The 20,173-nt window shown below is 34.5% G+C and carries 19 protein-coding genes; 3 read left to right on the top strand and 16 right to left on the bottom strand.

The window, feature by feature from the left end:
- Positions 1-211: hypothetical protein (locus tag DIU01_RS05155; protein WP_290832174.1), on the top strand; the 211-nt coding region annotated here is incomplete at its 5' end.
- A 327-nt stretch (positions 212-538) separates the two neighbouring features.
- Here DIU01_RS05155 and trpA read toward each other — a convergent pair.
- From trpA to hisG, 15 genes are all read right to left on the bottom strand, one after another.
- On the bottom strand, positions 539-1,312 hold the full coding sequence (trpA, locus tag DIU01_RS05150; protein ID WP_290832173.1) for a tryptophan synthase subunit alpha: 774 nt from the start codon (positions 1,310-1,312) through the stop codon (positions 539-541).
- Positions 1,302-2,495, bottom strand: a complete 1,194-nt coding sequence (gene trpB / locus DIU01_RS05145) for a tryptophan synthase subunit beta (RefSeq protein WP_290832172.1) — start codon at positions 2,493-2,495, stop codon at positions 1,302-1,304. Before trpB ends, trpA begins: the two co-directional genes overlap by 11 nt.
- Positions 2,492-3,118 (bottom strand): phosphoribosylanthranilate isomerase, encoded by a 627-nt coding sequence (locus DIU01_RS05140; protein ID WP_290832171.1) that lies wholly within the window; start codon positions 3,116-3,118, stop codon positions 2,492-2,494. Before DIU01_RS05140 ends, trpB begins: the two co-directional genes overlap by 4 nt.
- Entirely contained in the window at positions 3,115-3,900 is a 786-nt protein-coding gene (locus DIU01_RS05135; RefSeq protein ID WP_290832170.1) for an indole-3-glycerol-phosphate synthase, read from the bottom strand. Before DIU01_RS05135 ends, DIU01_RS05140 begins: the two co-directional genes overlap by 4 nt.
- Entirely contained in the window at positions 3,897-4,889 is a 993-nt protein-coding gene (trpD, locus tag DIU01_RS05130) for an anthranilate phosphoribosyltransferase (RefSeq protein WP_290832169.1), read from the bottom strand. Before trpD ends, DIU01_RS05135 begins: the two co-directional genes overlap by 4 nt.
- 1 nt (position 4,890) lies before the next feature.
- On the bottom strand, positions 4,891-5,454 hold the full coding sequence (locus DIU01_RS05125; protein WP_290832168.1) for an aminodeoxychorismate/anthranilate synthase component II: 564 nt from the start codon (positions 5,452-5,454) through the stop codon (positions 4,891-4,893).
- Positions 5,455-5,456: 2 nt separating this feature from the next.
- The gene (locus DIU01_RS05120) at positions 5,457-6,848 is read right to left on the bottom strand and encodes an anthranilate synthase component I family protein (protein ID WP_290832167.1); all 1,392 of its coding nucleotides are present in this window, start codon (positions 6,846-6,848) and stop codon (positions 5,457-5,459) included.
- 233 nt (positions 6,849-7,081) lie between these two features.
- Positions 7,082-7,672, bottom strand: coding sequence for a bifunctional phosphoribosyl-AMP cyclohydrolase/phosphoribosyl-ATP diphosphatase HisIE (hisIE, locus tag DIU01_RS05115; RefSeq protein ID WP_290832166.1), 591 nt, complete (start codon positions 7,670-7,672; stop codon positions 7,082-7,084).
- Complete coding sequence (hisF, locus tag DIU01_RS05110) at positions 7,669-8,421, bottom strand: imidazole glycerol phosphate synthase subunit HisF (RefSeq protein ID WP_290832165.1); 753 nt, start codon at positions 8,419-8,421, stop codon at positions 7,669-7,671. Before hisF ends, hisIE begins: the two co-directional genes overlap by 4 nt.
- The gene (hisA, locus tag DIU01_RS05105; protein WP_290832164.1) at positions 8,415-9,128 is read right to left on the bottom strand and encodes a 1-(5-phosphoribosyl)-5-[(5-phosphoribosylamino)methylideneamino]imidazole-4-carboxamide isomerase; all 714 of its coding nucleotides are present in this window, start codon (positions 9,126-9,128) and stop codon (positions 8,415-8,417) included. Before hisA ends, hisF begins: the two co-directional genes overlap by 7 nt.
- Positions 9,125-9,703 (bottom strand): imidazole glycerol phosphate synthase subunit HisH, encoded by a 579-nt coding sequence (hisH, locus tag DIU01_RS05100; RefSeq protein ID WP_290832163.1) that lies wholly within the window; start codon positions 9,701-9,703, stop codon positions 9,125-9,127. The genes hisA and hisH overlap by 4 nt, the downstream gene beginning before the upstream one ends.
- Entirely contained in the window at positions 9,700-10,791 is a 1,092-nt protein-coding gene (gene hisB, locus DIU01_RS05095) for a bifunctional histidinol-phosphatase/imidazoleglycerol-phosphate dehydratase HisB (RefSeq protein WP_290832162.1), read from the bottom strand. The genes hisH and hisB overlap by 4 nt, the downstream gene beginning before the upstream one ends.
- A complete protein-coding gene (hisC, locus tag DIU01_RS05090) occupies positions 10,788-11,801 on the bottom strand; it encodes a histidinol-phosphate transaminase (RefSeq protein ID WP_290832161.1) in 1,014 nt (337 codons plus the stop codon). Before hisC ends, hisB begins: the two co-directional genes overlap by 4 nt.
- Positions 11,794-13,083, bottom strand: a complete 1,290-nt coding sequence (gene hisD / locus DIU01_RS05085; protein ID WP_290832160.1) for a histidinol dehydrogenase — start codon at positions 13,081-13,083, stop codon at positions 11,794-11,796. Before hisD ends, hisC begins: the two co-directional genes overlap by 8 nt.
- 105 nt (positions 13,084-13,188) lie before the next feature.
- A complete protein-coding gene (gene hisG, locus DIU01_RS05080) occupies positions 13,189-14,046 on the bottom strand; it encodes an ATP phosphoribosyltransferase (RefSeq protein WP_290832159.1) in 858 nt (285 codons plus the stop codon).
- A gap of 355 nt (positions 14,047-14,401) precedes the next feature.
- On the opposite strand from hisG, the gene DIU01_RS05075 reads away from it, so the two are divergent.
- Positions 14,402-16,420, top strand: a complete 2,019-nt coding sequence (locus tag DIU01_RS05075) for a M13-type metalloendopeptidase (protein ID WP_290832158.1) — start codon at positions 14,402-14,404, stop codon at positions 16,418-16,420.
- 326 nt (positions 16,421-16,746) lie between these two features.
- Positions 16,747-19,785 carry a choice-of-anchor I family protein gene (locus tag DIU01_RS05070; protein ID WP_290832157.1) on the top strand — a complete coding sequence of 1,013 codons (3,039 nt, stop codon included), beginning with the start codon at positions 16,747-16,749 and terminating at the stop codon, positions 19,783-19,785.
- Between the two features lie 85 nt (positions 19,786-19,870).
- Here DIU01_RS05070 and DIU01_RS05065 read toward each other — a convergent pair whose 3' ends face one another.
- Positions 19,871-20,065: a hypothetical protein gene (locus tag DIU01_RS05065; RefSeq protein WP_290832156.1), complete on the bottom strand. Its 195-nt coding sequence runs from the start codon at positions 20,063-20,065 to the stop codon at positions 19,871-19,873.
- Between the last annotated feature and the right edge of the window lie 108 nt (positions 20,066-20,173).

Below are 20,173 nucleotides of genomic sequence, written 5' to 3'. Positions count from 1 at the left end.
GGCAGCGTCAGATGTGTATAAGAGACAGCAACAAAATACAAGAGAAATTATTTGCTATGATGAGACTATTTGTAGTAACTTAAAAAAATCAAGTATATTTTTATATAAAACAAAAAAAATCAAGCAATCAATAATCTCAAAAGAATATAACGTTACAGATTTTAGTAATGTCAGAATGAATTTTGGTGATGGTGATTGTTCATTTGCATAATATTTATAAAATATTTATATCCAATAGTATAATATTAAATTTCAATGTGTCTAAATATTATAAAATAAATATTTCGAGCCCTGTAAAGGGTTGAAAAATATCTAACTAATTGAAAATCAATTATTACGGTTCGATATTTTGTCAATATGGGGAGCTTTTTAAAAATCCAGTTTATTTATTTAGACTGGATTTTTTGTTTTTAGGAATATCCATTGTTTATGAGAAGCTTTTATAAAAGATGTTTTTTTAGTAGTTTCTTTGTTTCGTAAACAGCAATAAAAAAAAAGGCATACTCTTCAGCATACCTTTTATTCCGACTATAAAGGATTATTTCCTTATTCCTTCAACAAATCCTTCAATAGATTCTCTACTCGTTCCATTATGATTCAAATGTTTTATAAACGCACTTCCAATAATTGCTCCCGAACCAAATTCGCAAACTGTTTCAAAAGTCTTTTTATCATGAACACCAAATCCTATTAAATGTGGATTTTGTAATTTCATGCTTTGTATGCGTTGATAATAATCCGTTTGAAAAGTTATTGCATTCGTGCTTCCTGTAATGCTATTAGAAGAAACCAAATAAATAAATCCCGAAGAATAACTATCCAATTGCTTAATACGTTCTTCTGAAGTTTCTGGTGTTATCAACAAGACATTTGAAACTTGATTTACTTCACACAATTCTTTAAAATTCGAAAGATAATAATGCAATGGCATATCTGGAATGATAATTCCGTCAACACCAACTTGTGCGCATTTTTCTATAAATTCTTTTTCGCCAAATTGCAACACTACATTCAAATAACCCATCAATACAATTGGTTTTTGAGTTATGTTTCGAAGCGATTGTAATTGTTCGAATAGAAGATTTAAAGTCATTCCGTTTTCAATCGCCGTTCCACTACTTTCCTGAATAACTGGTCCATCTGCCAAAGGATCAGAGTACGGAAATCCAATTTCAATCATATCAACATCGCTTGCATCTAAATGTTTTAAAATGGTAAGCGTATCGTTCAAATTTGGAAATCCTGCCGTAAAGTACAACGACAAAATGTTCTCTTTTTTGGTTTCAAATAAATTTTGGATTCTATTTTTCATCTGTTCTGTAATTTTGTAATGTTGCCAAATCTTTGTCGCCTCTTCCTGATAAATTTACGACCACAACATCGGTAGTTTTCAATTTCATTTTATGCAAATACGCCAAAGCATGTGCCGATTCAATAGCCGGAATAATACCTTCTATTCGAGACAAATCGTAAGCCGCTTGCATCGCTTCTTCATCGGTTATTGAAACTACTTCTGCCTTTTTAGTATCATGCAAATACGAGTGAATCGGACCAATTCCAGGATAATCCAATCCTGCTGAAATCGAATGTGGTTCAACAATTTGTCCATCATCGGTTTGAATTAAATAAGTTTTACTTCCGTGAATGATTCCTTTTTTACCCAAAGCAATTGTTGCTGCGGTTTTCCCAGAATGAACACCTAAACCGCCAGCTTCCACAGCAATTAATTGTGTTTTTCCATTATCAATAAAATGATAAAAAGCTCCAATTGCATTGCTTCCACCGCCAAGGCAAGCCACAACATAATCTGGGTTTTCATCGCCTGTTTTTTCTTTCAATTGGATTTTGATTTCTTCACTAATCACCGATTGAAATTGCGCAACCAAATCAGGATAAGGATGCGGACCAACAACTGAACCAATAATGTAATGCGTTCCAACCGGATCGTTTATCCAAGCTCGGATAGCTTCGTTTGTTGCATCTTTCAAGGTTTTACTTCCGCTAGTTGCAGGTTGAATTTTCGCACCCAAAAGGCGCATGCGTTCAACATTTGGTTTTTGGCGTTCAATGTCAATTTCGCCCATATAAATTGTGCAATCTAAACCTAATAAAGCACAAGCAGTAGCAGTTGCAACTCCATGTTGTCCAGCACCAGTTTCTGCAATAATTCTTTTTTTATTTAATCTTTTGGCTAACAAAACTTGCCCAATAGCATTATTAATTTTGTGCGCACCAGTGTGATTCAAATCTTCTCTTTTCAGATAAATTTGCGCTTGGAATTGTTCCGATAAATTCTTGGAAAAATACAATGGTGTTGGTCGTCCAACATAATCTTTTAATAACAATTTGAATTCTTTTTGAAAGTCTTCTGTTGCTATGATTTGCAAATAATTTTGTTGCAATTCCAATACGTTTGGATACAACATTTCAGGTACAAATGCACCGCCAAATTCGCCATAAAATCCGTTTTCATCAGGTTGTAAAGTCGTTTTCATCGTCTTCTTATTTTTTCTATTAATTCACTAACTTCTTCAGTAATTTTTTTAGTATTTGAATCTTCTAATCTGCTATTGAAATCCAATCCTGCTAACATCGGATACTTATTAAATTTAAGCTTACCGATAGTATGAATGCTTAATCCGCCACTTAAAATAAATGGTTTTGATAAAGTATAATTTTCTAATAATTCCCAATCAAATGTTTTTCCACTTCCACCATATTTCGGAGTTTTTGTATCAAATAAAAAGTAATCGCATACTTTTTCATAAGGCACAACTTCATTAAAATTGAAATAAGGATCTACCGAAAATACTTTAATCACATTGATATTATTTTCTTTTAAAACTTCACAATCAGCAACCGATTCATTTCCGTGTAATTGAATAAAATCAAACGAAAATTGCTTTTGAATTGTTATAATTCGATTAACATCTTCATTTACAAAAACCGCAACTTTTTTTATATTTTCAGGTAATTTTTCTAACGATTTAGTTGAAAAATCTTCACCAACATAACGCTTCGATTTTGGGTAAAAAATAAATCCCATATAATCGGGTTGCAATGCGCCGACTTCAAGTATATTTTTCGGAAATTTCATTCCGCAAATCTTTATTTTCATAATAATTGTTGAATTAAATTTTTACATTTTTCTGACGGATTTTCTTCTTTCATAAAATATTCTCCCATTAAAAATCCATTAAATCCATTGGCTTGCAAAAGCTGAATTGTTTCTAAAGAATTGATGCCACTTTCTGCAATTTTAACACTCGATTTAGGTAACAATTGCGCCAATTTTATACTGTTTTCAACGGAAACTTCAAACGAATTTAGATTGCGATTGTTGATTCCGATTAAATCAAAATTCAAATTCATGTTCTCTAAAATCTCAGCTTCATTTTGGGTTTCTAGAAAAACTTCCATTCCTAATTCGTGTGCCAAATTGGTATAGGATTGCATTTGTTTTTTGGTCAAAATTTTAGCAATCAACAAAATCACATCCGCGCCCATCGCTTTCGATTGAATAATTTGGTATTCATCGACCATAAAATCCTTTCGCAACATCGGAATAGTATTGTTTTTTCGAGCCAATTCAAAGTCGTTAGTTCTTGCTCCGAAAAAATCTACATCTGTCAAAACCGATAATCCAGAAACGGTTGCATTGGCATAACCTTGCGTAACTTCAACCACATTGGCATCCAAATTAATGTTTCCTTTAGCAGGAGATTTTCGCTTGAATTCGGCAATAATTCCGCCAGTAACCGAACTTTCAATGGCTTTTCTCAAAGAATGTGTCGCCGAATTAAACAATGGTTGTTCTTCTAAAAATGAAATAGAAAATTGCGCTTTTAAATTGGCAACTTCTTTTAATTTTTGTGCTTTTATAGTATCTAAAATATTCATTGAATTTCTTTTAATCGGTTAAACGAATTCTTTGCTTTCAATCCGAAAAGTGATTCTTTTGCTTGATCGAATGCTTCTTCAAAATTCAGATTTGGATGATACGTTTGAATCGCCAAAGCAGCGTTTATCAAAACCACATTATTCTGTGATTCAGTTCCTTTTCCGTCAATAATTGTAGTAAAAATTGCTGCAGCTTCTTCTAAAGTTTCGCCGCCATACAATTCGGAAAAAGCAACGTTTTTCAAACCAAAATCTTTGGCTTCTATGAAACGTTCGCCTGTATTTGTAATCAACTTGGTTTTGTCTGTCAGCGTTACTTCGTCAAAACCATCCAAACCATAAATTACGGTGTATTGACTGTTTTCTTCTTGCAACAAATACTGATACATTCGCGCCAATTCTAAACTAAAAACGCCAGTCATTTGTACTTTTGGAAACGCCGGATTCACTAATGGACCAAGCATGTTAAAGAAAGTTTTAATACCTAATTCTTTACGAATCGGACCAACGGCTTTCATCGCAGGATGAAATAATGGCGCGTGTAAAAAACAGATGTTGGTTTCTTGAATTTGTTGTTTCAAAATAGTTTCATCGGTTTGAAAAACAACGCCTAAAGTTTCTAACACATTAGATGAGCCCGAAATAGACGAAACGCCATAATTTCCATGTTTCGCCACTGGAATTCCTGCACCAGCAACTACAAAAGAAGTAAGAGTTGAAATGTTAAATGTGTTTTTTCCATCGCCACCAGTTCCACAAACATCCATCGGATTGTAAGCTGACAAATCGATTTTATGGCACAAATTCAGTAACGCTTCTCTAAATCCTAAAAGTTCTTCGAGCGTAATATTTCGCATGATAAAAACCGTCAAGAAAGAAGCAATTTGACTTGGGTTGTATTTTCCTAAAGCGATGTCGGTAAGCACTTGTTTGGCCTCGTCTTTCGTTAGGGTTTTATGTTTGAATAAAGGTTCTAATATTGTTTTCATTTTAATTATTTATCCAATTAGTAAGTATCGTTTTTCCGTTTTCTGTGAGAATTGATTCAGGATGAAATTGCAATCCGCGGACATCGTATTTTTTATGTTTTATTGCCATGATATTTCCCAATTCGTCTTTGGCAAGAATTTCTAAATCATCCGATATTGTTTCAGAAACAACCCAAGAATGATAATGTCCAATCTTAAACTGTTTTGGAAGATTTTCAAATAAATAATCCTCTTTTAGAATTTCAATTTCTGAAGCAACTCCATGAAGTGGTTCTGATAAATTGATTAAATTAGTTCCAAAATGTTCTGCAATGGCTTGATGACCGAGACAAATTCCTAGTATGCTTTTTATGGAAGCAAATTCAGATAATAATTGTGGCATCATTCCAGCATTTTTTGGAATTCCTGGTCCAGGCGAAAGCACAATTTTATCGTACTGATGGATATACGAAAAATCGAGTTGATCGTTTTTAACGACATCAATTTCTGCAACACCAATTTCATAAAGCAAATGCACAATATTGTACACAAACGAATCGTAATTATCTACTACAAGTATTTTCATCTTTATATATTTTGAGCTAGTTGAATCGCTTTTCGAAGTGCCGAAAGTTTAGTTTCTACTTCATTCAATTCACTGTTAACATCTGATTTTGTTACAATTCCGCAACCTGCTTGATACGTCAATTGATTGTTTCTACTCACAAACGAACGAATAAAAATTGCATGATTAAATCCGCCATTGAGTCCGATTATACCAACCGTTCCACCATAAAATCCGCGTGATTGTGGTTCGTATTGATCTATTAATTGCATCGCTTTGTGTTTTGGTGCACCAGATAAAGTTCCAGCTGGATAAGTGTCACCAAGAATTTTAATCGGATTATATTCGGGTTGTAATTCGGCACTAACTTTAGAAACCATGTGAATCACATGCGAGTAATATTCGATTTTTTTGAAACTTTCGACTACTACTTTTTTACTCGATTTGCTCAAGTCGTTTCTTGCCAAATCGACTAACATAATGTGTTCAGCATTTTCCTTTGGGTCGGCCAAAAGTGCTTCGGCTAACAGCGCATCCTCCGTATCGTTTCCTGTTCTTTTGAATGTTCCAGCAATCGGATTAATGATGGCTTTTTGGTCGTTTATTGTCAGTTGTGCTTCGGGTGAAGAACCAAATAATTTAAAATTTCCGTAATCAAAATAAAATAAATACGGTGATGGATTGATTGAACGCAACGCTCTGTAAACATTGAATTCGTCACCTTTAAATTGCTGTTTGTATTTTCTAGAAAGTACTATTTGAAACACATCGCCAACAAAACAATGTTCTTGACCTTTTTTAATTGCTTCTAAAAAATCATCGTTTGTGAAATTCGATTCTTCGTCATTTTGAAGAGAAAATTTAAACTGTGTCACCGAACGATTGTTGATGATTTCCTGAATTTTCTCCAAATTAGAAACTTCATTTTCTTGCAAATGTTCTAACAAAAAGAGTTCGTTATTGAAGTGATTGAAGACGATCGTATAACGAAATAAATGGTATTGAATCAACGGCAAATCGAAATCGTTGTTACTAATAGCAATGTCCTCAAATAGTGGAATTGCATCGTAACTGGTGTAGCCAAACAATCCCAATGTTTCAAATCCAAGGTTTAAATCGGACACGGAAAATGATTTTGAAAACTGATTTAACTCAGATGCCATTTCAATTTCTGAAGTTGGTTTTGCAACCGTTTTTTTATCTGGAAAAGTGATTGTAGTTTGATTTGCATCAGCAATAAAGGATGCAATTGGATCCAAACAAATATAAGAATAGCTGTTTTCTTTGCTTTTATAATCGGAGCTTTCTAATAGAAAACTATTGGAAAACTGATCGCGTATTTTTAAATACAAACCAACTGGCGTATGCGTGTCGCTCAGGGTTTTGATTACTTTGGTTTGAAAATTATATAACATGATAATTGAATTTTGAAAAAAATTTGGACATAAAAAAAACCCGCTTGGAAAAGCGGGTTTGACGATATTGTAGAGATTTACAAATAGCAGTTACCAACCAATTCCAAGAACGGAGTTAGTCATGTGCCACCAATTTGTATTTTGTATCTTGTTCATCATAATTGGTACAAACGTATTGAATTATTTTGTTGCAATGGCACTATTTTTTAAATTTTAACATTTGTTCTATGAAATTATTTCTTCATTCTGCGCATCAATTCTTGTTCTATATCATTTAATTTCAGATTTTTAGCTTGAAGCAAAATCAAATAATGAAACAACAAATCGGCAGCTTCACCAATAAACAAATCTTGATTATCGTCTTTGGCTTCAATTACTAATTCCACAGCTTCTTCACCTACTTTTTGGGCCATTTTGTTGATGCCTTTTTGATAAAGTGAGGCAACATACGATTCTGAACTTGGGTTTGCAATGCGGTTTTCAATGACGTTTTCCAATTCGTTAAGAAAAGAGATTTGTGGTTCTGTTGCAAAACAAGAAGTCGTTCCGTTGTGGCAAGTTGGTCCGTTTGGAATTACTTGAATTAGCAATGCATCTTGATCACCATCTTCTTTTATGGAAACTACTTTTAGAAAATTTCCAGACGTTTCACCTTTGGTCCACAATCTATTTTTACTTCTACTGAAGAACGTTACCACATTTTCAGTTTGTGTTTTTTGTAACGCTTCTTCGTTCATGTAACCCAACATTAAAACTTGTTGTGTTTCGTTATTTTGGATAATTACTGGAATTAATCCGTTGTTTTTTGAGAAATCTACATTCATCTGATGGGAATATTTTGAGTTTTTAAAACGTTTTTTAATTCGGAAATCGGCACTTCATTAAAGTGAAAAATACTGGCTGCTAATCCGGCGCTGACTTCAGTTTTGGTAAATAAGTCTATAAAATGCTGCGAATTTCCTGCGCCACCAGAAGCAATAACTGGAATTGAAACCACTTTACTAATTTCATTTGTAATTTCTAATGCAAATCCATCTTTGGAACCATCGTTGTTCATTGAAGTTATTAGTAATTCTCCAGCGCCTAATTCTTCTACTTTTTTCGCCCAATCAATAGCTAAAATCCCTGTTGATTCTGTTCCGCCTTTTATGAAAACAAACCAATCATTATCTAATTTTTTGATGTCAATCGCAACCACTAAACTTTGACTTCCAAAAGCATCTGAAATTTGCGTAATCAATTCCGGATTCAAAACGGCAGCCGAATTGATACTCACTTTATCCGCGCCAGATTGCAATAATAATCGTGCATCTTCAACCGATTGAATTCCGCCACCAACGGTAAATGGAATATTGATTTCTTTTGACAATTGCGTTACCATTTCGGCCAATGTTTTTCGCTTTTCCAATGTCGCGCTGATGTCTAAAAACACCAACTCGTCTGCTCCATTTTTTGAATAAAACGAGGCAAGTTCCACTGGATTTCCAGCATCTTTTAATTCCAAAAATTGAACGCCTTTTACCACGCGTCCATCTTTAATATCCAAGCACGGAATGATTCTTTTCTTTAACATAATTCGCGTAAGTTTTCGATTTTTATTGTGCCTTCATACAATGCTTTTCCGATGATTGCGCCTTCGCAACCTATAGTTTTTAAAAGTTCTAAATCGGAAATCGTTGTAACGCCACCACTTGCGATTAAGTTGACTTTTGTCTTTTCTAAAATATTAGAATACAATTCATTAGAAGTTCCTTCCAGCATTCCGTCTTTAGAAATATCGGTGCAAATAACTGTTGAAATTCCTTTTGAAACGTAGTCTGAAATATAATCTACAACATCTAATTCTGAAGTTTCTAACCAACCATGAGTGGCAATTTTTCGGTTCAAACAATCGGCACCTAAAATGATTTTGTCGCTTCCAAATTCTGTTAACCATTCTAAAAATTCAATTGGATTTTTCGCAGCAATACTTCCACCAGTAATTTGATTGGCTCCGTTTTCAAAAGCAATTTCTAAATCATTTCGTTGTTTCAATCCACCACCAAAATCGATTTTCAAATTAGTTTTTGTTGCAATTTGATACAATATTTTGTGGTTGACAATTTGGTTGGATTTTGCGCCGTCCAAATCCACTAAATGCAAATATTGGATGCCGTTATCTTCAAAATATTTGGCAACTTCTAATGGATTTTCGTTGTATATTTTTTGCGTGGCATAATCGCCTTTGGTCAATCGGACGCATTTTCCGTTGATGATGTCTATTGCTGGAATGATTCTCATAATTTCAAAAAGTTTAGTAAAAGTTGTTCGCCTACGCTAGATGATTTTTCTGGATGAAATTGTGAGGCGTAGAAATTATTCTTTTGCATCGAAGCACTAAACGGAACGATATAATCGCAAACCGCTGTGGTTTCTTGACAGATTTCAGCATAAAAACTGTGTACAAAATAGAAATTTTCATCGGCTGAAATTCCGTTATACAATTCAGAATTTAACTTTGAAATGTTGTTCCAACCCATGTGTGGCACTTTTAATTTGGGTTCAAATTTCTTTACTGTTGCTTCAAAAACTCCTAAACATTCTGTATTGCCTTCTTCCGAAAATTGGCACATCAACTGTTGCCCGAGACATATTCCCAAAACCGGTTGTGTGAGGTTTTTGATTACTTCATCTAAACCTTTTTCTTTAAGGTAGTTCATTGCTGAACTAGCTTCGCCAACACCAGGAAAAATTACTTTTTCGGCTTGTTTCAAAATCGTTTCATCATCGGTTACAACACAAGAATAACCCAATCGTTCGACCGCGTTTTTCACCGAAGTAATGTTGCCAGCGTTATATTTTACTATTGCTATCATAGAATTCCTTTTGTGCTTGGTATGCCGTTTGTACCATCTTTTTGTACTGCCATTTTTATCGCTTTTGCAAATGCTTTAAAAATGGATTCTATTTTGTGGTGTTCGTTTTCGCCTTCACTTTTGATGTTTAAATTGCATTTGGCACCATCGCAAAATGATTTGAAAAAGTGTGAGAACATTTCGGTTGGCATTTCTCCTATTTTTTCTCTGCTGAATTTGGCATCCCAAACCAACCACGAACGACCGCCAAAATCTAATGCAACTTGCGATAAACAATCGTCCATCGGAAGTAAAAATCCGTAACGAGTAATGCCTTTTTTAGAACCCAAAGCTTGTGCAAAAACGTCTCCTAAAGCAATTCCGACATCTTCAATTGTGTGGTGTTCATCCACATACAAATCGCCTTTTACGTTGATGTTCAAATCGATGTTTCCGTGTTTGGCAATTTGGTCTAACATATGATCAAAAAACCCTAAACCGGTGCTGATGTTGCTTTTTCCGCTTCCATCCAAATTTATTTCTACTGCAATTTCGGTTTCTTTTGTTTTTCTAATTAATTTTCCAACTCGAGGTTGTTCCTTCAAAAATTGATAAATGGTTTCCCAAGATGTCGTTGATAAAGTAGCTCGTTCATTTGCAGAAGCAGAAATAAAAATCGCCTGACTTCCTAAATTTTCTGCCAGTTGAATATCAGTAACTCTGTCTCCGATTACTACCGAGTTTTTCAAATCATAATTACCTTTGATGTACTGTTGCAATAAAGCAGTTCCGGGTTTTCTTGTTGGTAAATTTTGCTCTGGAAATGACACATCAATAATAACATCAGAAAATTGAATTCCTTCGTTTTCAAACGCTTTCATCATTTTATTTTGTGCTGGCCAAAACGTGTTTTCCGGAAACGAATCGGTTCCCATTCCATCTTGATTGGTTACCATGACCAACTCATAATCGAGTTCTTTTGCAATGCGTGATAAGTACTGAAAAACCTGTGGATAAAACTCCAATTTTTCCAAACTATCGACTTGAAAATCGATTGGTGGTTCGATGATTAACGTGCCGTCTCTGTCTATAAATAAAACTTTTTTCATGATGTAACTAATTGTAATGCGTAGACTAATTGTTGGTTTTCTCTTGGTGTTCCAATGGTAATTCGTATGGTATTTTCAACTACCGAACTTCGGTTGCGTGTAATGATTTGTTGTTCGATTAAACTGTTGTAAATGGCTGTTGCGTTTTCCATTTCGACCAATAAAAAATTGGCTTCCGATGGGTAAATTTTAGCAACAAAATCCAATGCTAAAAGTGATTGTTTCAGCAACTCACGTTCCGATTTTATTAGCTGGACATTCGATTTAAATTCGTCATCGCTAGCTAATGATTGTACCGCAGCTTCTTGATTCAATTGACTCACATTATAAGGCGGTTTAACCTTATTCATCACTGAAATTATCGTTTCATTTGCATAAGCAATTCCAACTCGAACTGCTGCCAAACCTCGAGCTTTACTAAACGTTTGTGATACAATTAAATTCGGAAATTGTTTGATTTTTGAAACTAAAGATGGTTGTTCACTAAAGTCAATATATGCTTCGTCTAAAAACACAATTCCGTTGAAATTTTCAATGATGCATTCCAAATTTTCTAAAGAATTTCCTGTCGGATTATTTGGCGAACACAAGTACAAAATTTTGGCATTTTGTGCTAAAATCGCTTCGGTATTCAACTGAAAATCTTCGGTTAATGGAATTGAAATTATATTTAAATTATTGATGTTCGCATACACTTCATACATACCATACGTTGGCGGACAAATGATGATTTGGTCTTCATTCGGTTCGCAAAAAACACGTTGCACCAAATCAATAATTTCATCACTTCCGTTACCAATTAGGATGTTTTCAATTCCGACTTTCTTTTGACTACTTAAAATTTGTTTCAATCGCCATTGGTATGGATCAGGATAACGATTTAGATTCCCAAACGGATTTTCATTGGCGTCCAAAAAGATACCTTGGTTGCTTTTGTACTCGTCGCGCGCACTCGAATAAGGCGTAAGCGAGAGAATATTTTTTCGAATTAAATTAGTGATATTATCCATTTTGTAATTTTTTTAATCGGATGGAAACAGCGTTTTTGTGTGCGTCTAATTGTTCGGCTGCAGCCATAATTTCTATTGTTGGTCCGAGATTTTGAATGCCTTGTGATGTTAATTTTTGAATCGTAATTTTCTTTACAAAACTGTCTAACGAAACGCCACTGTAATTTTTAGCATAACCATTGGTTGGCAAAGTGTGATTCGTTCCGCTAGCATAATCTCCAGCACTTTCACAACTGAAATTTCCGAGGAAAATTGAACCTGCATTTTCGATTAAATTGATTTTATCTTCAGCATTTTCAATAGCTAAAATCAAATGTTCTGGTGCGTAAAAATTACTGAATTCGATTGCTGTTTGAATGTCTTCAAATACCAAAGCACGACTGTTTTCTAATGCTTTTTCCACCGTTGCTTGTCTTGGCAAAATGGCCTTCTGATTTTCGATAGCTAATGTCACTTTTGAAACAATTTCTTCTGAATTTGTAACTAAAATTACTTGACTATCACCACCATGTTCCGCTTGTGAAAGTAAATCGGATGCCACGAATTCTGGGTCGCCTGTTTCGTCAGCAATTACTAATAACTCACTTGGTCCAGCTGGCATATCGATAGCTAAGCCAAGTTGTTGCGCATATTGTTTGGCGGCAGTTACGTATTGATTTCCTGGTCCGAATATTTTAGAAACTTTCGGGATTTCATCGGTTCCAAAAGTCAATGCTGCAATGGCTTGTATACCTCCAACTTTATACATTTGAGTTACGCCTGTCAGTTGTGCTGCATATAAAATTGCTGGATTGATGTTGCCGTTTTTATCTGGTGGCGAACACAAAATAATGTTCTTGCAACCAGCCAATTTTGCCGGGATTGCCAACATCAAAACTGTTGAAAAAAGTGGTGCTGTTCCGCCTGGAATATAAATTCCGATAGTATCGATGGCACGACTTTCTCTCCAACAAAAAACTCCCGAAGTAGTTTCAATTTTATTCGGAATTTCTTTTTGTGAACTGTGGAATTTCGAAATATTATCAGCTGCAACTTGAATGGCATTTTTTAAATCAGATGGAATTTGGGCAACCGCATTTTCAATTTCTGATGTCGTAACTGCGAAATTTTCTATCGATACGCCATCAAAATAACTCGTGTATTTTTTTACAGCTTTGCTTCCGTTTTTTTGGATGTCGTTAAAAACAGCTTTTACGGTTTCGTTCAAATCGGCAGTGGCAACTGTTTTGCGTTTTGCCAATTCGTACCACTGTTCTGCATTTGGATTTATGTAAGTTTTCATAATAAATTATAGTTTAGATTATTTTGTCATTTCGACGAAGGAGAAATCACATAATGTGAGTAACTTGTGTGATTCTTCGTTCCTCAGAATGACAAAAAGCAGCTGTTATCGGATCATTTTTTCTATTGGAATAATTAAAATTCCTTCTGCGCCGAGATTTTTGAGTTGTTCAATAATTTCCCAATAATCGTCTTCTTTTATAACCGAGTGCAAACTGCTCCAATCTTTATTTACTAATGGTAAAATGGTTGGTGATTTCATTCCTGGTAACAAAGAACAAATACGTTCAATTGCAGAATTTGGTGCGTTTAGCAAAATATATTTGTTCTGTTTACCTTCACGAACGGCTTGCATTCTGAACAATAATTTATCAAGAATTGCTTGATTTTCTGATGTCAGATTTGGATTTGAAATTAAAACGGCTTCACTTTTAGTTACTGTTGCTACTTCTTTCAATCCGTTCATTAAAAGTGTACTTCCTGTACTTACAATATCAAAAACGGCATCGGCTAGACCTATACTTGTGGCAATTTCAACGCTTCCGCTAATTTCTTCTATAAAAACGGTGATGTTGTTTTTGGCAAAAAAATCAATCAGAATTTTAGGATAACTGGTTGCAATTCGTTTGCCTTGGAAATAGTTTAAATCGGTGTAAACTTCATCTTTTGGGATTGCTAATGACATTCTACAACCTGCAAAACCTAATTGCTGAATTATTTTTACTTCTTTGTCTTTTTCCCAAACTTCATTTTCACCAAGAATTCCGATATCGGCAACGCCTTGTTCTACATATTGTGGAATATCGTCATCACGTAAGAATAAAATCTCAACTGGGAAATTTTGTGCAACGGCTTTTAGTTTTCGTTCGCCATTAGAAATTTTGATGCCACATTCTTCTAGAAGTTGTAGTGATTTTTCGCTTAGTCGGCCACTTTTTTGAACTGCAATTTTTAAAGTACTCATTTTTTAATTTTGGATAAAATCTGAATGTACTGCGATGGGCTGAAAAACAAAAAACCGTCTAAGTACACTCAGACGGTTTTTAATTATGTTGATTTGATTAGATACAATACATCATTAACTCGCCTGGTTGCAAGAATGATGATGATGTAATTGTGAAATAATCGCGTTCATTGTTTTATTTTGATAGGGCAAAACTAGACATAACTTTTGGATTGAAAACTATATTTTATAAAATTTAACATTTGTTGAAACGAATTCAAGTTGAGTTCCTGTAACAAATAAGGTTAATAAGCAACAAATAGTAATTATAATTCAAAATTCAGTAAATTAGCTTATTAACAAATCAAACTAGAATATGAAAAACATTAAATTAACGCTTCTTGCAGCCACAGTTTTATTGGCATCGTGCGATAAAAAGCCTGAATTACTTTCGGGAATTACCAAGAAAAATATGGATACTCTTGTAAATCCAGGAGATAATTTTGAGCAATATGTAAACGGAACTTGGAAAAAAACTAATAAAATTCCTGCAGATAAAGCATCTTATGGAGCGTTTGATATCCTTTATGATCAATCTCAAAAAGATGTAAAAGCGATTATTGAAGAAGCTTCAAAAGGAACTTTCGCTGATGGTAGCGATGAACAAAAAATTGGTGATTACTACAACTCTTTTTTAAACAGAAAAGATCGTGATGCCAAAGGAATTTCTCCAATTCAAAACGAAATAAAAGAAATTGATGCTATTGCAAATTATTCTGATTTAGCTGCTTATTTTGGAAAAGCTAATAAAAATGGAGTTTCTATTCCGTTTTCGGTTGCGGTTACTGAAGATTTTAAAGATCCTAAGAAGTATACTTTAATGACTTGGCAAGGCGGATTAGGTTTGCCTGAGCGTGAATATTATCTTCAGAATGATGCTAAAATGACTGATATTCGTAAGAAATACGTTTCTCATGTTGAAAAAATGTTACAATTAGGTGGCATTGCAAATCCGGCTGAAAGCGCTAAAAAAATCATGGCGTTGGAAACCACTTTGGCTACCAATCACATGAAAAAAGAAGATACTAGAAATACTGCAGCTTTATATAACAAATATGCAACAGCAGATTTAAAAACATTAATGCCCGATTTTGATTGGACTGCCATGTTTAAAAATGCTGGAATTGACAAAGAAAAAAGTATTGTCGTTTCTCAAGTAGCTTACACTAAAAGTTTGAACAACATTATTAAAACTACTCCAATTGATACTTGGAAAACGTATTTAAAATGGGGTTTAATTAATGATAGAGCCAACAGTTTAACATCGGCTTTAGACAAACAAAATTTTGAATTTTACAGTAAAACATTGTACGGAACTGAAGCCCAAGAAGAAGATTGGAAAAGAGCCGTTAATGCTGTAAATGGTGGTTTAGGAGAAATTGTTGGTAAAGTTTATGTGAAAAAACACTTTACTCCAGAAGCTAAAGAGCGCATGACCGGAATGGTGAAAAACCTTTTAAAAGCGTATGCAGAAAGTATCAAAAATTTAGATTGGATGAGTGCCAATACTAAAAAAGAAGCTTTGGCAAAAGTGGATAAATTCATGATTAAAATTGGTTATCCAGATACTTGGAGAGATTATTCTTCATTGAAAGTAGCGAAGAATGATTTGTATGGTAACAAGCAACGTGCTAGAGAATTTGAATACAATAGAATGATTGCTAAATTGGGCAAGCCAGTTGATAGAACCGAATGGGGAATGACACCACAAACGGTAAATGCCTACTACAACCCAACGTTGAACGAAATTGTATTTCCTGCAGCAATTTTACAACCGCCTTTCTTTAATTTAGAAGCTGATGATGCTGTAAATTATGGTGGAATTGGAGCTGTTATTGGTCATGAAATTGGTCACGGATTTGACGATCAAGGAAGTACATTTGATGGTGATGGAGTAATGAAAAACTGGTGGACGCCAGCCGATTTAACTGCTTTTCAAGCAAGAACAAAAGCATTGGTAGATCAATACAATTCGTTTAAAGCGTTTCCAGATTTGAATGTAAATGGTTCGTTTACTCTTGGTGAAAATATTGGAGATTTAGGTGGATTGAGCATTGCAATTAAAGCTTACAAAATGTCACTTAACGGAAAAGAAGCTCCAGTTATGGATGGTTTCACCGGAATTCAAAGAGTATTTTTGGGTTGGGGACAAGTTTGGTTAGACAAATCTAGAGAAGAAGCTTTGAGAAATCAAATTGCTGGTGATCCGCATTCGCCTGCTAAGTTTAGAATTAATGGTGTTGTTAGAAACATTCCAGAATTCTACGAAGCATTCAAAATCAAACCAACCGATTCACTTTATTTAGCTCCAGAAAAACGAGTTAAAATTTGGTAATCAAAAAATAATAACACTACAAGTCCAGCAGCAATGTTGGACTTTTTTTATTATCAAAATTCAAATTAAAGATTTCTACAATTTCGCCAATCTGTTTTCCAAAACAAAAATCAATTCCAAACCATCCGATAAAAAAATTTCGAATAATTAGCTTCTCAAATCACAATCCAACCTTTACAAAATTGTAAAATCAATTTTAACACAACATCACGCCGTAACATTTTATATACATTCAGGCATTCGTTTTTGATAAATCATTGTTTTTTAGATAATCCTATAGTAACAATCACGTTGCACTTTTGTAGCTACTAAAAAACAACGCTATTATGTACAAAAACTACCTATCTAAAGGAGTCTTTTTTCTCCTATTAATCCTTTGTCAATTCTCACATGGGCAGACTTTATTGCACTATTGGAATTTTAATAATCCGGCTTCTATTGCAACAATTACAACTCCATCACAAACAATTGGTGGCGCAACTTTAAATGCAATTCCTGGTGGAATAAGCGCGATTGAATTTGCTGGTGGAACAGGTCAAAACTTCAATGTTCTTAACCTAAATGCTCAAAACAGCGATGCATCTGGAACCCATTTGCGTTTCAATGATCCAATTGGTGGCGCATTAGAATTTGCTTTGCCAACTTCAGGTTACCAAAACATTATCGTGAAATTTGCAACTCGTCGCTCAGGTTCTGGAGCAGGAACTCAAACATGGTCATATTCATTAGACGGAACAACTTACACTACTTTTGGAACAATACTTCCAAATAACGGTGATCCAGCTTTAGCAACTTTAGATTTTACTTCAATTACTGGCGCAAACAACAATCCAAATTTCAAACTAAAAGTTGAATTCTCACAAGGTTCTGGTGGAACTGTTGGAAACAATCGATTTGATAATTTTACTATAGAAGGAACAACATTTGGCGGACCTGATACCATTGCTCCATCGGTAACTTTTAGCCCAATAAATGCGGCAACTAACGTAGCAACAACAAGCAATCTGACGATAAATTTCAGTGAAAACATTCGCTTAATTGATAATTCGGCAATCAATAATACCAACGTAGATGCTTTAATCGAATTGCGATTAAATAATGCTACAGGAACTTTGGTACCATTTGACGCAACCATTTCGGGAACAATCATTACAATTGATCCAGCTCTAAATTTGGCTAATAGTCAAGTTTATTATTTGGCTTTATTACCAAATACTATCGAAGATTTAAGCAATAATACCATTACAACTTTACAATCTGTTAGTTTTACAACTGGAAGTCCGACGGCAGCATTTGCTTCTAATTTTGTTACAGTAAACGAAACAGCAGGAACGTTATCTTTTGCAATTACTTTATCAAGTCCAACAACGAGTTCAGTTGATTTAGTTGTTAAAACCGCACCATTTAGTACTGCTAATTCTAGCGATTTTACATTGGCTACGCAAACGTTGAACTTCACAGGAACAAGTGCGTTGACACAAACAATTACTATTCCGATTATTGATGATACTTTAGAAGAACAACAAGCAGAATATTTTGTTTTGAGTTTAGAAAATCCGGTAGGTTTAGCAATTACAGGAACGCCAACTGCAACGATTTTCATTAAAGATAACGATCGTTTAGCACCAACGCCAAGCAATCAAATTGAATTGAATTACATTGGAAGTTTCGACCCATCAGGAACAAATACAAGTACTTGCGAGATTGTGGTTCACGATCCAACATCGCAACGTTTATTTACTACAAGCGCTGTTGCAGGATTTCTTGACATCATTAATTTCTCTAATCCAACTGCGCCAACGGTGATTTCATCAATCAATATGAATCCTTATGGTGGTGTTACTTCTGTTGCTGTTAAAAACGGAATTGTTGCTGTTGCTTCGCCAAATACTGATGAAACGCTTAATGGTTCTGTTGTATTTTTTGATACCAACGGAGTATTTTTAAAACAAGTAACTGTTGGAGCTTTGCCGGATATGATTACGTTTTCACCAGACGGAACTAAAGTAATGACAGCTAATGAAGGTCAGCCAAACGCTAATTATTCTATCGATCCAGAAGGTTCGGTAAGTGTAATTAATATTTCTGGAGGAATTCCTGCTTTGACTCAAGCCAATGTAACTACGTTATTATTCACAGCTTACAATTCTCAAGAAGCTGCTTTAATTGCATCTGGTGTTAGAAAATTAAAATTGACAAGTACATTGTCTCAAGATTTCGAACCAGAATACATTACAATTAGTGCCGATTCTCAAAAAGCTTATGTTACGCTACAGGAAAACAATGCAATTGCCGAAATCAATTTGGCTACTACTTCTATCACTGATATTTGGGCTTTAGGAACCAAAAATGTAAATACGCCTGGAAACGGAATGGATATATCAGACAACAACGGTCAAGTACTAATTGCAAACTGGCCAATTCAAGCATTTTACATGCCAGATGCTGTTGCAAATTACACTGTTGGTGGAACAAATTATATTGTAACTGCCAACGAAGGTGACGAAAAAGAATACACCGGATTTGCAGAAAGAACTACAGTTGGAGCAGCAACTTATTTATTGGATGCAGTCAATTTTCCAAATGCGAGTGTGTTGAAACAATCGTACAATATGGGACGTTTTAGAGTTTCTAACTTAAGCGGAAATACCGATGCTGATACAGAATTTGAAACAATCAATTCGGTTGGTGCTCGTTCGTTTTCAATTTTTAATGCTACAACGAAACAATTGGTTTATGATAGTGGAGATGATTTTGAAATGTATACTGCTGCCAATCTTCCAACATTATTCAATGCTGATCATGAAGACAACGTTGCTAAAGGAAGAAGTCGTGCGAAAGGTCCAGAACCAGAAGGTGTAACGGTTGCTCAAATTGGAACGGAAACATTTGCTTTCATTTCGTTAGAACGTGTTGGTGGTGTTATGGTTTATAATATTACCAATCCGAACGATGCCGTTTTTGTAGATTATAAAAATAGTAGAAGTACCTCAGCGTATGCTGGTGATCATGGTCCAGAAGGAATTACTTATGTTTCTGGAGCAAATAGCCCAACAGGAACGCCATACATTTTAGTTGCCAATGAAATAAGTGGAACAATCACAATTTATGAAGTAGATACAAACGCATTATCAACACCTGATTTTGAAAATGGTCCAGCAACATTTGTATTGTTTCCAAATCCATCAAACGACAACGGAATAGTATATTTTAATCGTACTGCCGATATTGAGTTGTATGACTTTTCAGGAAAGTTAATTCTAACACAAAAAGGAGCACAAACCATCAATACAAACGGTTTATCAACTGGAATTTACTTAGTAAAAACTGGAGAAGGAATCGTTAAAAAATTAGTTGTGAAATAAAGTTAATTGTGTAGTTTTTTTTCAACTTGAAAACCTCCTGTGCAAAGGAGGTTTTCTTTTTTATTTAACGTTCAAAAGTGAAAATCTATGCTTCGTCTTTCGTATTTTTCACCAATCCAATTCCGGATATGAAAAATATAACACCCAAAACACCGTAGATAATTAAGCCTTTAATATCACGTTCGCTACCTTGCGTTCCAGAGAACAACACCGCTGTATAAATCAATCCCACAATTCCCAATATCGTTAGCACAAAGCCAAAAGTACGTTTCAAATTCATAATCCTTAGTTTTAAATTAATAAGAGAACAAAGGTATCCGCCAACTAATTTATACTGTTATACATTCTGACCTAAAAGTTGTATAATTAGGGTTTAGGGTTTAGGGTT

Source organism: Flavobacterium sp. (assembly GCF_003525665.1).
GTDB lineage: Bacteria > Bacteroidota > Bacteroidia > Flavobacteriales > Flavobacteriaceae > Flavobacterium.
This window is presented reverse-complemented; position numbering and strand designations above follow the sequence as displayed.

Coding starts and splice junctions, on each gene's coding strand:
- hisC (WP_290832161.1), bottom strand. CDS start 11,801: ATGGATAATATCACTAATTTAATTCGAAAAAATATTCTCTCGCTTACG.
- hisG (WP_290832159.1), bottom strand. CDS start 14,046: ATGAGTACTTTAAAAATTGCAGTTCAAAAAAGTGGCCGACTAAGCGAA.
- hisB (WP_290832162.1), bottom strand. CDS start 10,791: ATGAAAAAAGTTTTATTTATAGACAGAGACGGCACGTTAATCATCGAA.
- trpA (WP_290832173.1), bottom strand. CDS start 1,312: ATGAAAAATAGAATCCAAAATTTATTTGAAACCAAAAAAGAGAACATT.
- trpD (WP_290832169.1), bottom strand. CDS start 4,889: ATGAAAACAATATTAGAACCTTTATTCAAACATAAAACCCTAACGAAA.
- DIU01_RS05125 (WP_290832168.1), bottom strand. CDS start 5,454: ATGAAAATACTTGTAGTAGATAATTACGATTCGTTTGTGTACAATATT.
- hisD (WP_290832160.1), bottom strand. CDS start 13,083: ATGAAAACTTACATAAATCCAAATGCAGAACAGTGGTACGAATTGGCA.
- DIU01_RS05075 (WP_290832158.1), top strand. CDS start 14,402: ATGAAAAACATTAAATTAACGCTTCTTGCAGCCACAGTTTTATTGGCA.
- hisIE (WP_290832166.1), bottom strand. CDS start 7,672: ATGAATGTAGATTTCTCAAAAAACAACGGATTAATTCCAGTAATTATC.
- DIU01_RS05070 (WP_290832157.1), top strand. CDS start 16,747: ATGTACAAAAACTACCTATCTAAAGGAGTCTTTTTTCTCCTATTAATC.
- DIU01_RS05120 (WP_290832167.1), bottom strand. CDS start 6,848: ATGTTATATAATTTTCAAACCAAAGTAATCAAAACCCTGAGCGACACG.
- hisF (WP_290832165.1), bottom strand. CDS start 8,421: ATGTTAAAGAAAAGAATCATTCCGTGCTTGGATATTAAAGATGGACGC.
- DIU01_RS05140 (WP_290832171.1), bottom strand. CDS start 3,118: ATGAAAATAAAGATTTGCGGAATGAAATTTCCGAAAAATATACTTGAA.
- DIU01_RS05135 (WP_290832170.1), bottom strand. CDS start 3,900: ATGAATATTTTAGATACTATAAAAGCACAAAAATTAAAAGAAGTTGCC.
- hisH (WP_290832163.1), bottom strand. CDS start 9,703: ATGATAGCAATAGTAAAATATAACGCTGGCAACATTACTTCGGTGAAA.
- trpB (WP_290832172.1), bottom strand. CDS start 2,495: ATGAAAACGACTTTACAACCTGATGAAAACGGATTTTATGGCGAATTT.
- hisA (WP_290832164.1), bottom strand. CDS start 9,128: ATGAGAATCATTCCAGCAATAGACATCATCAACGGAAAATGCGTCCGA.
- DIU01_RS05065 (WP_290832156.1), bottom strand. CDS start 20,065: ATGAATTTGAAACGTACTTTTGGCTTTGTGCTAACGATATTGGGAATT.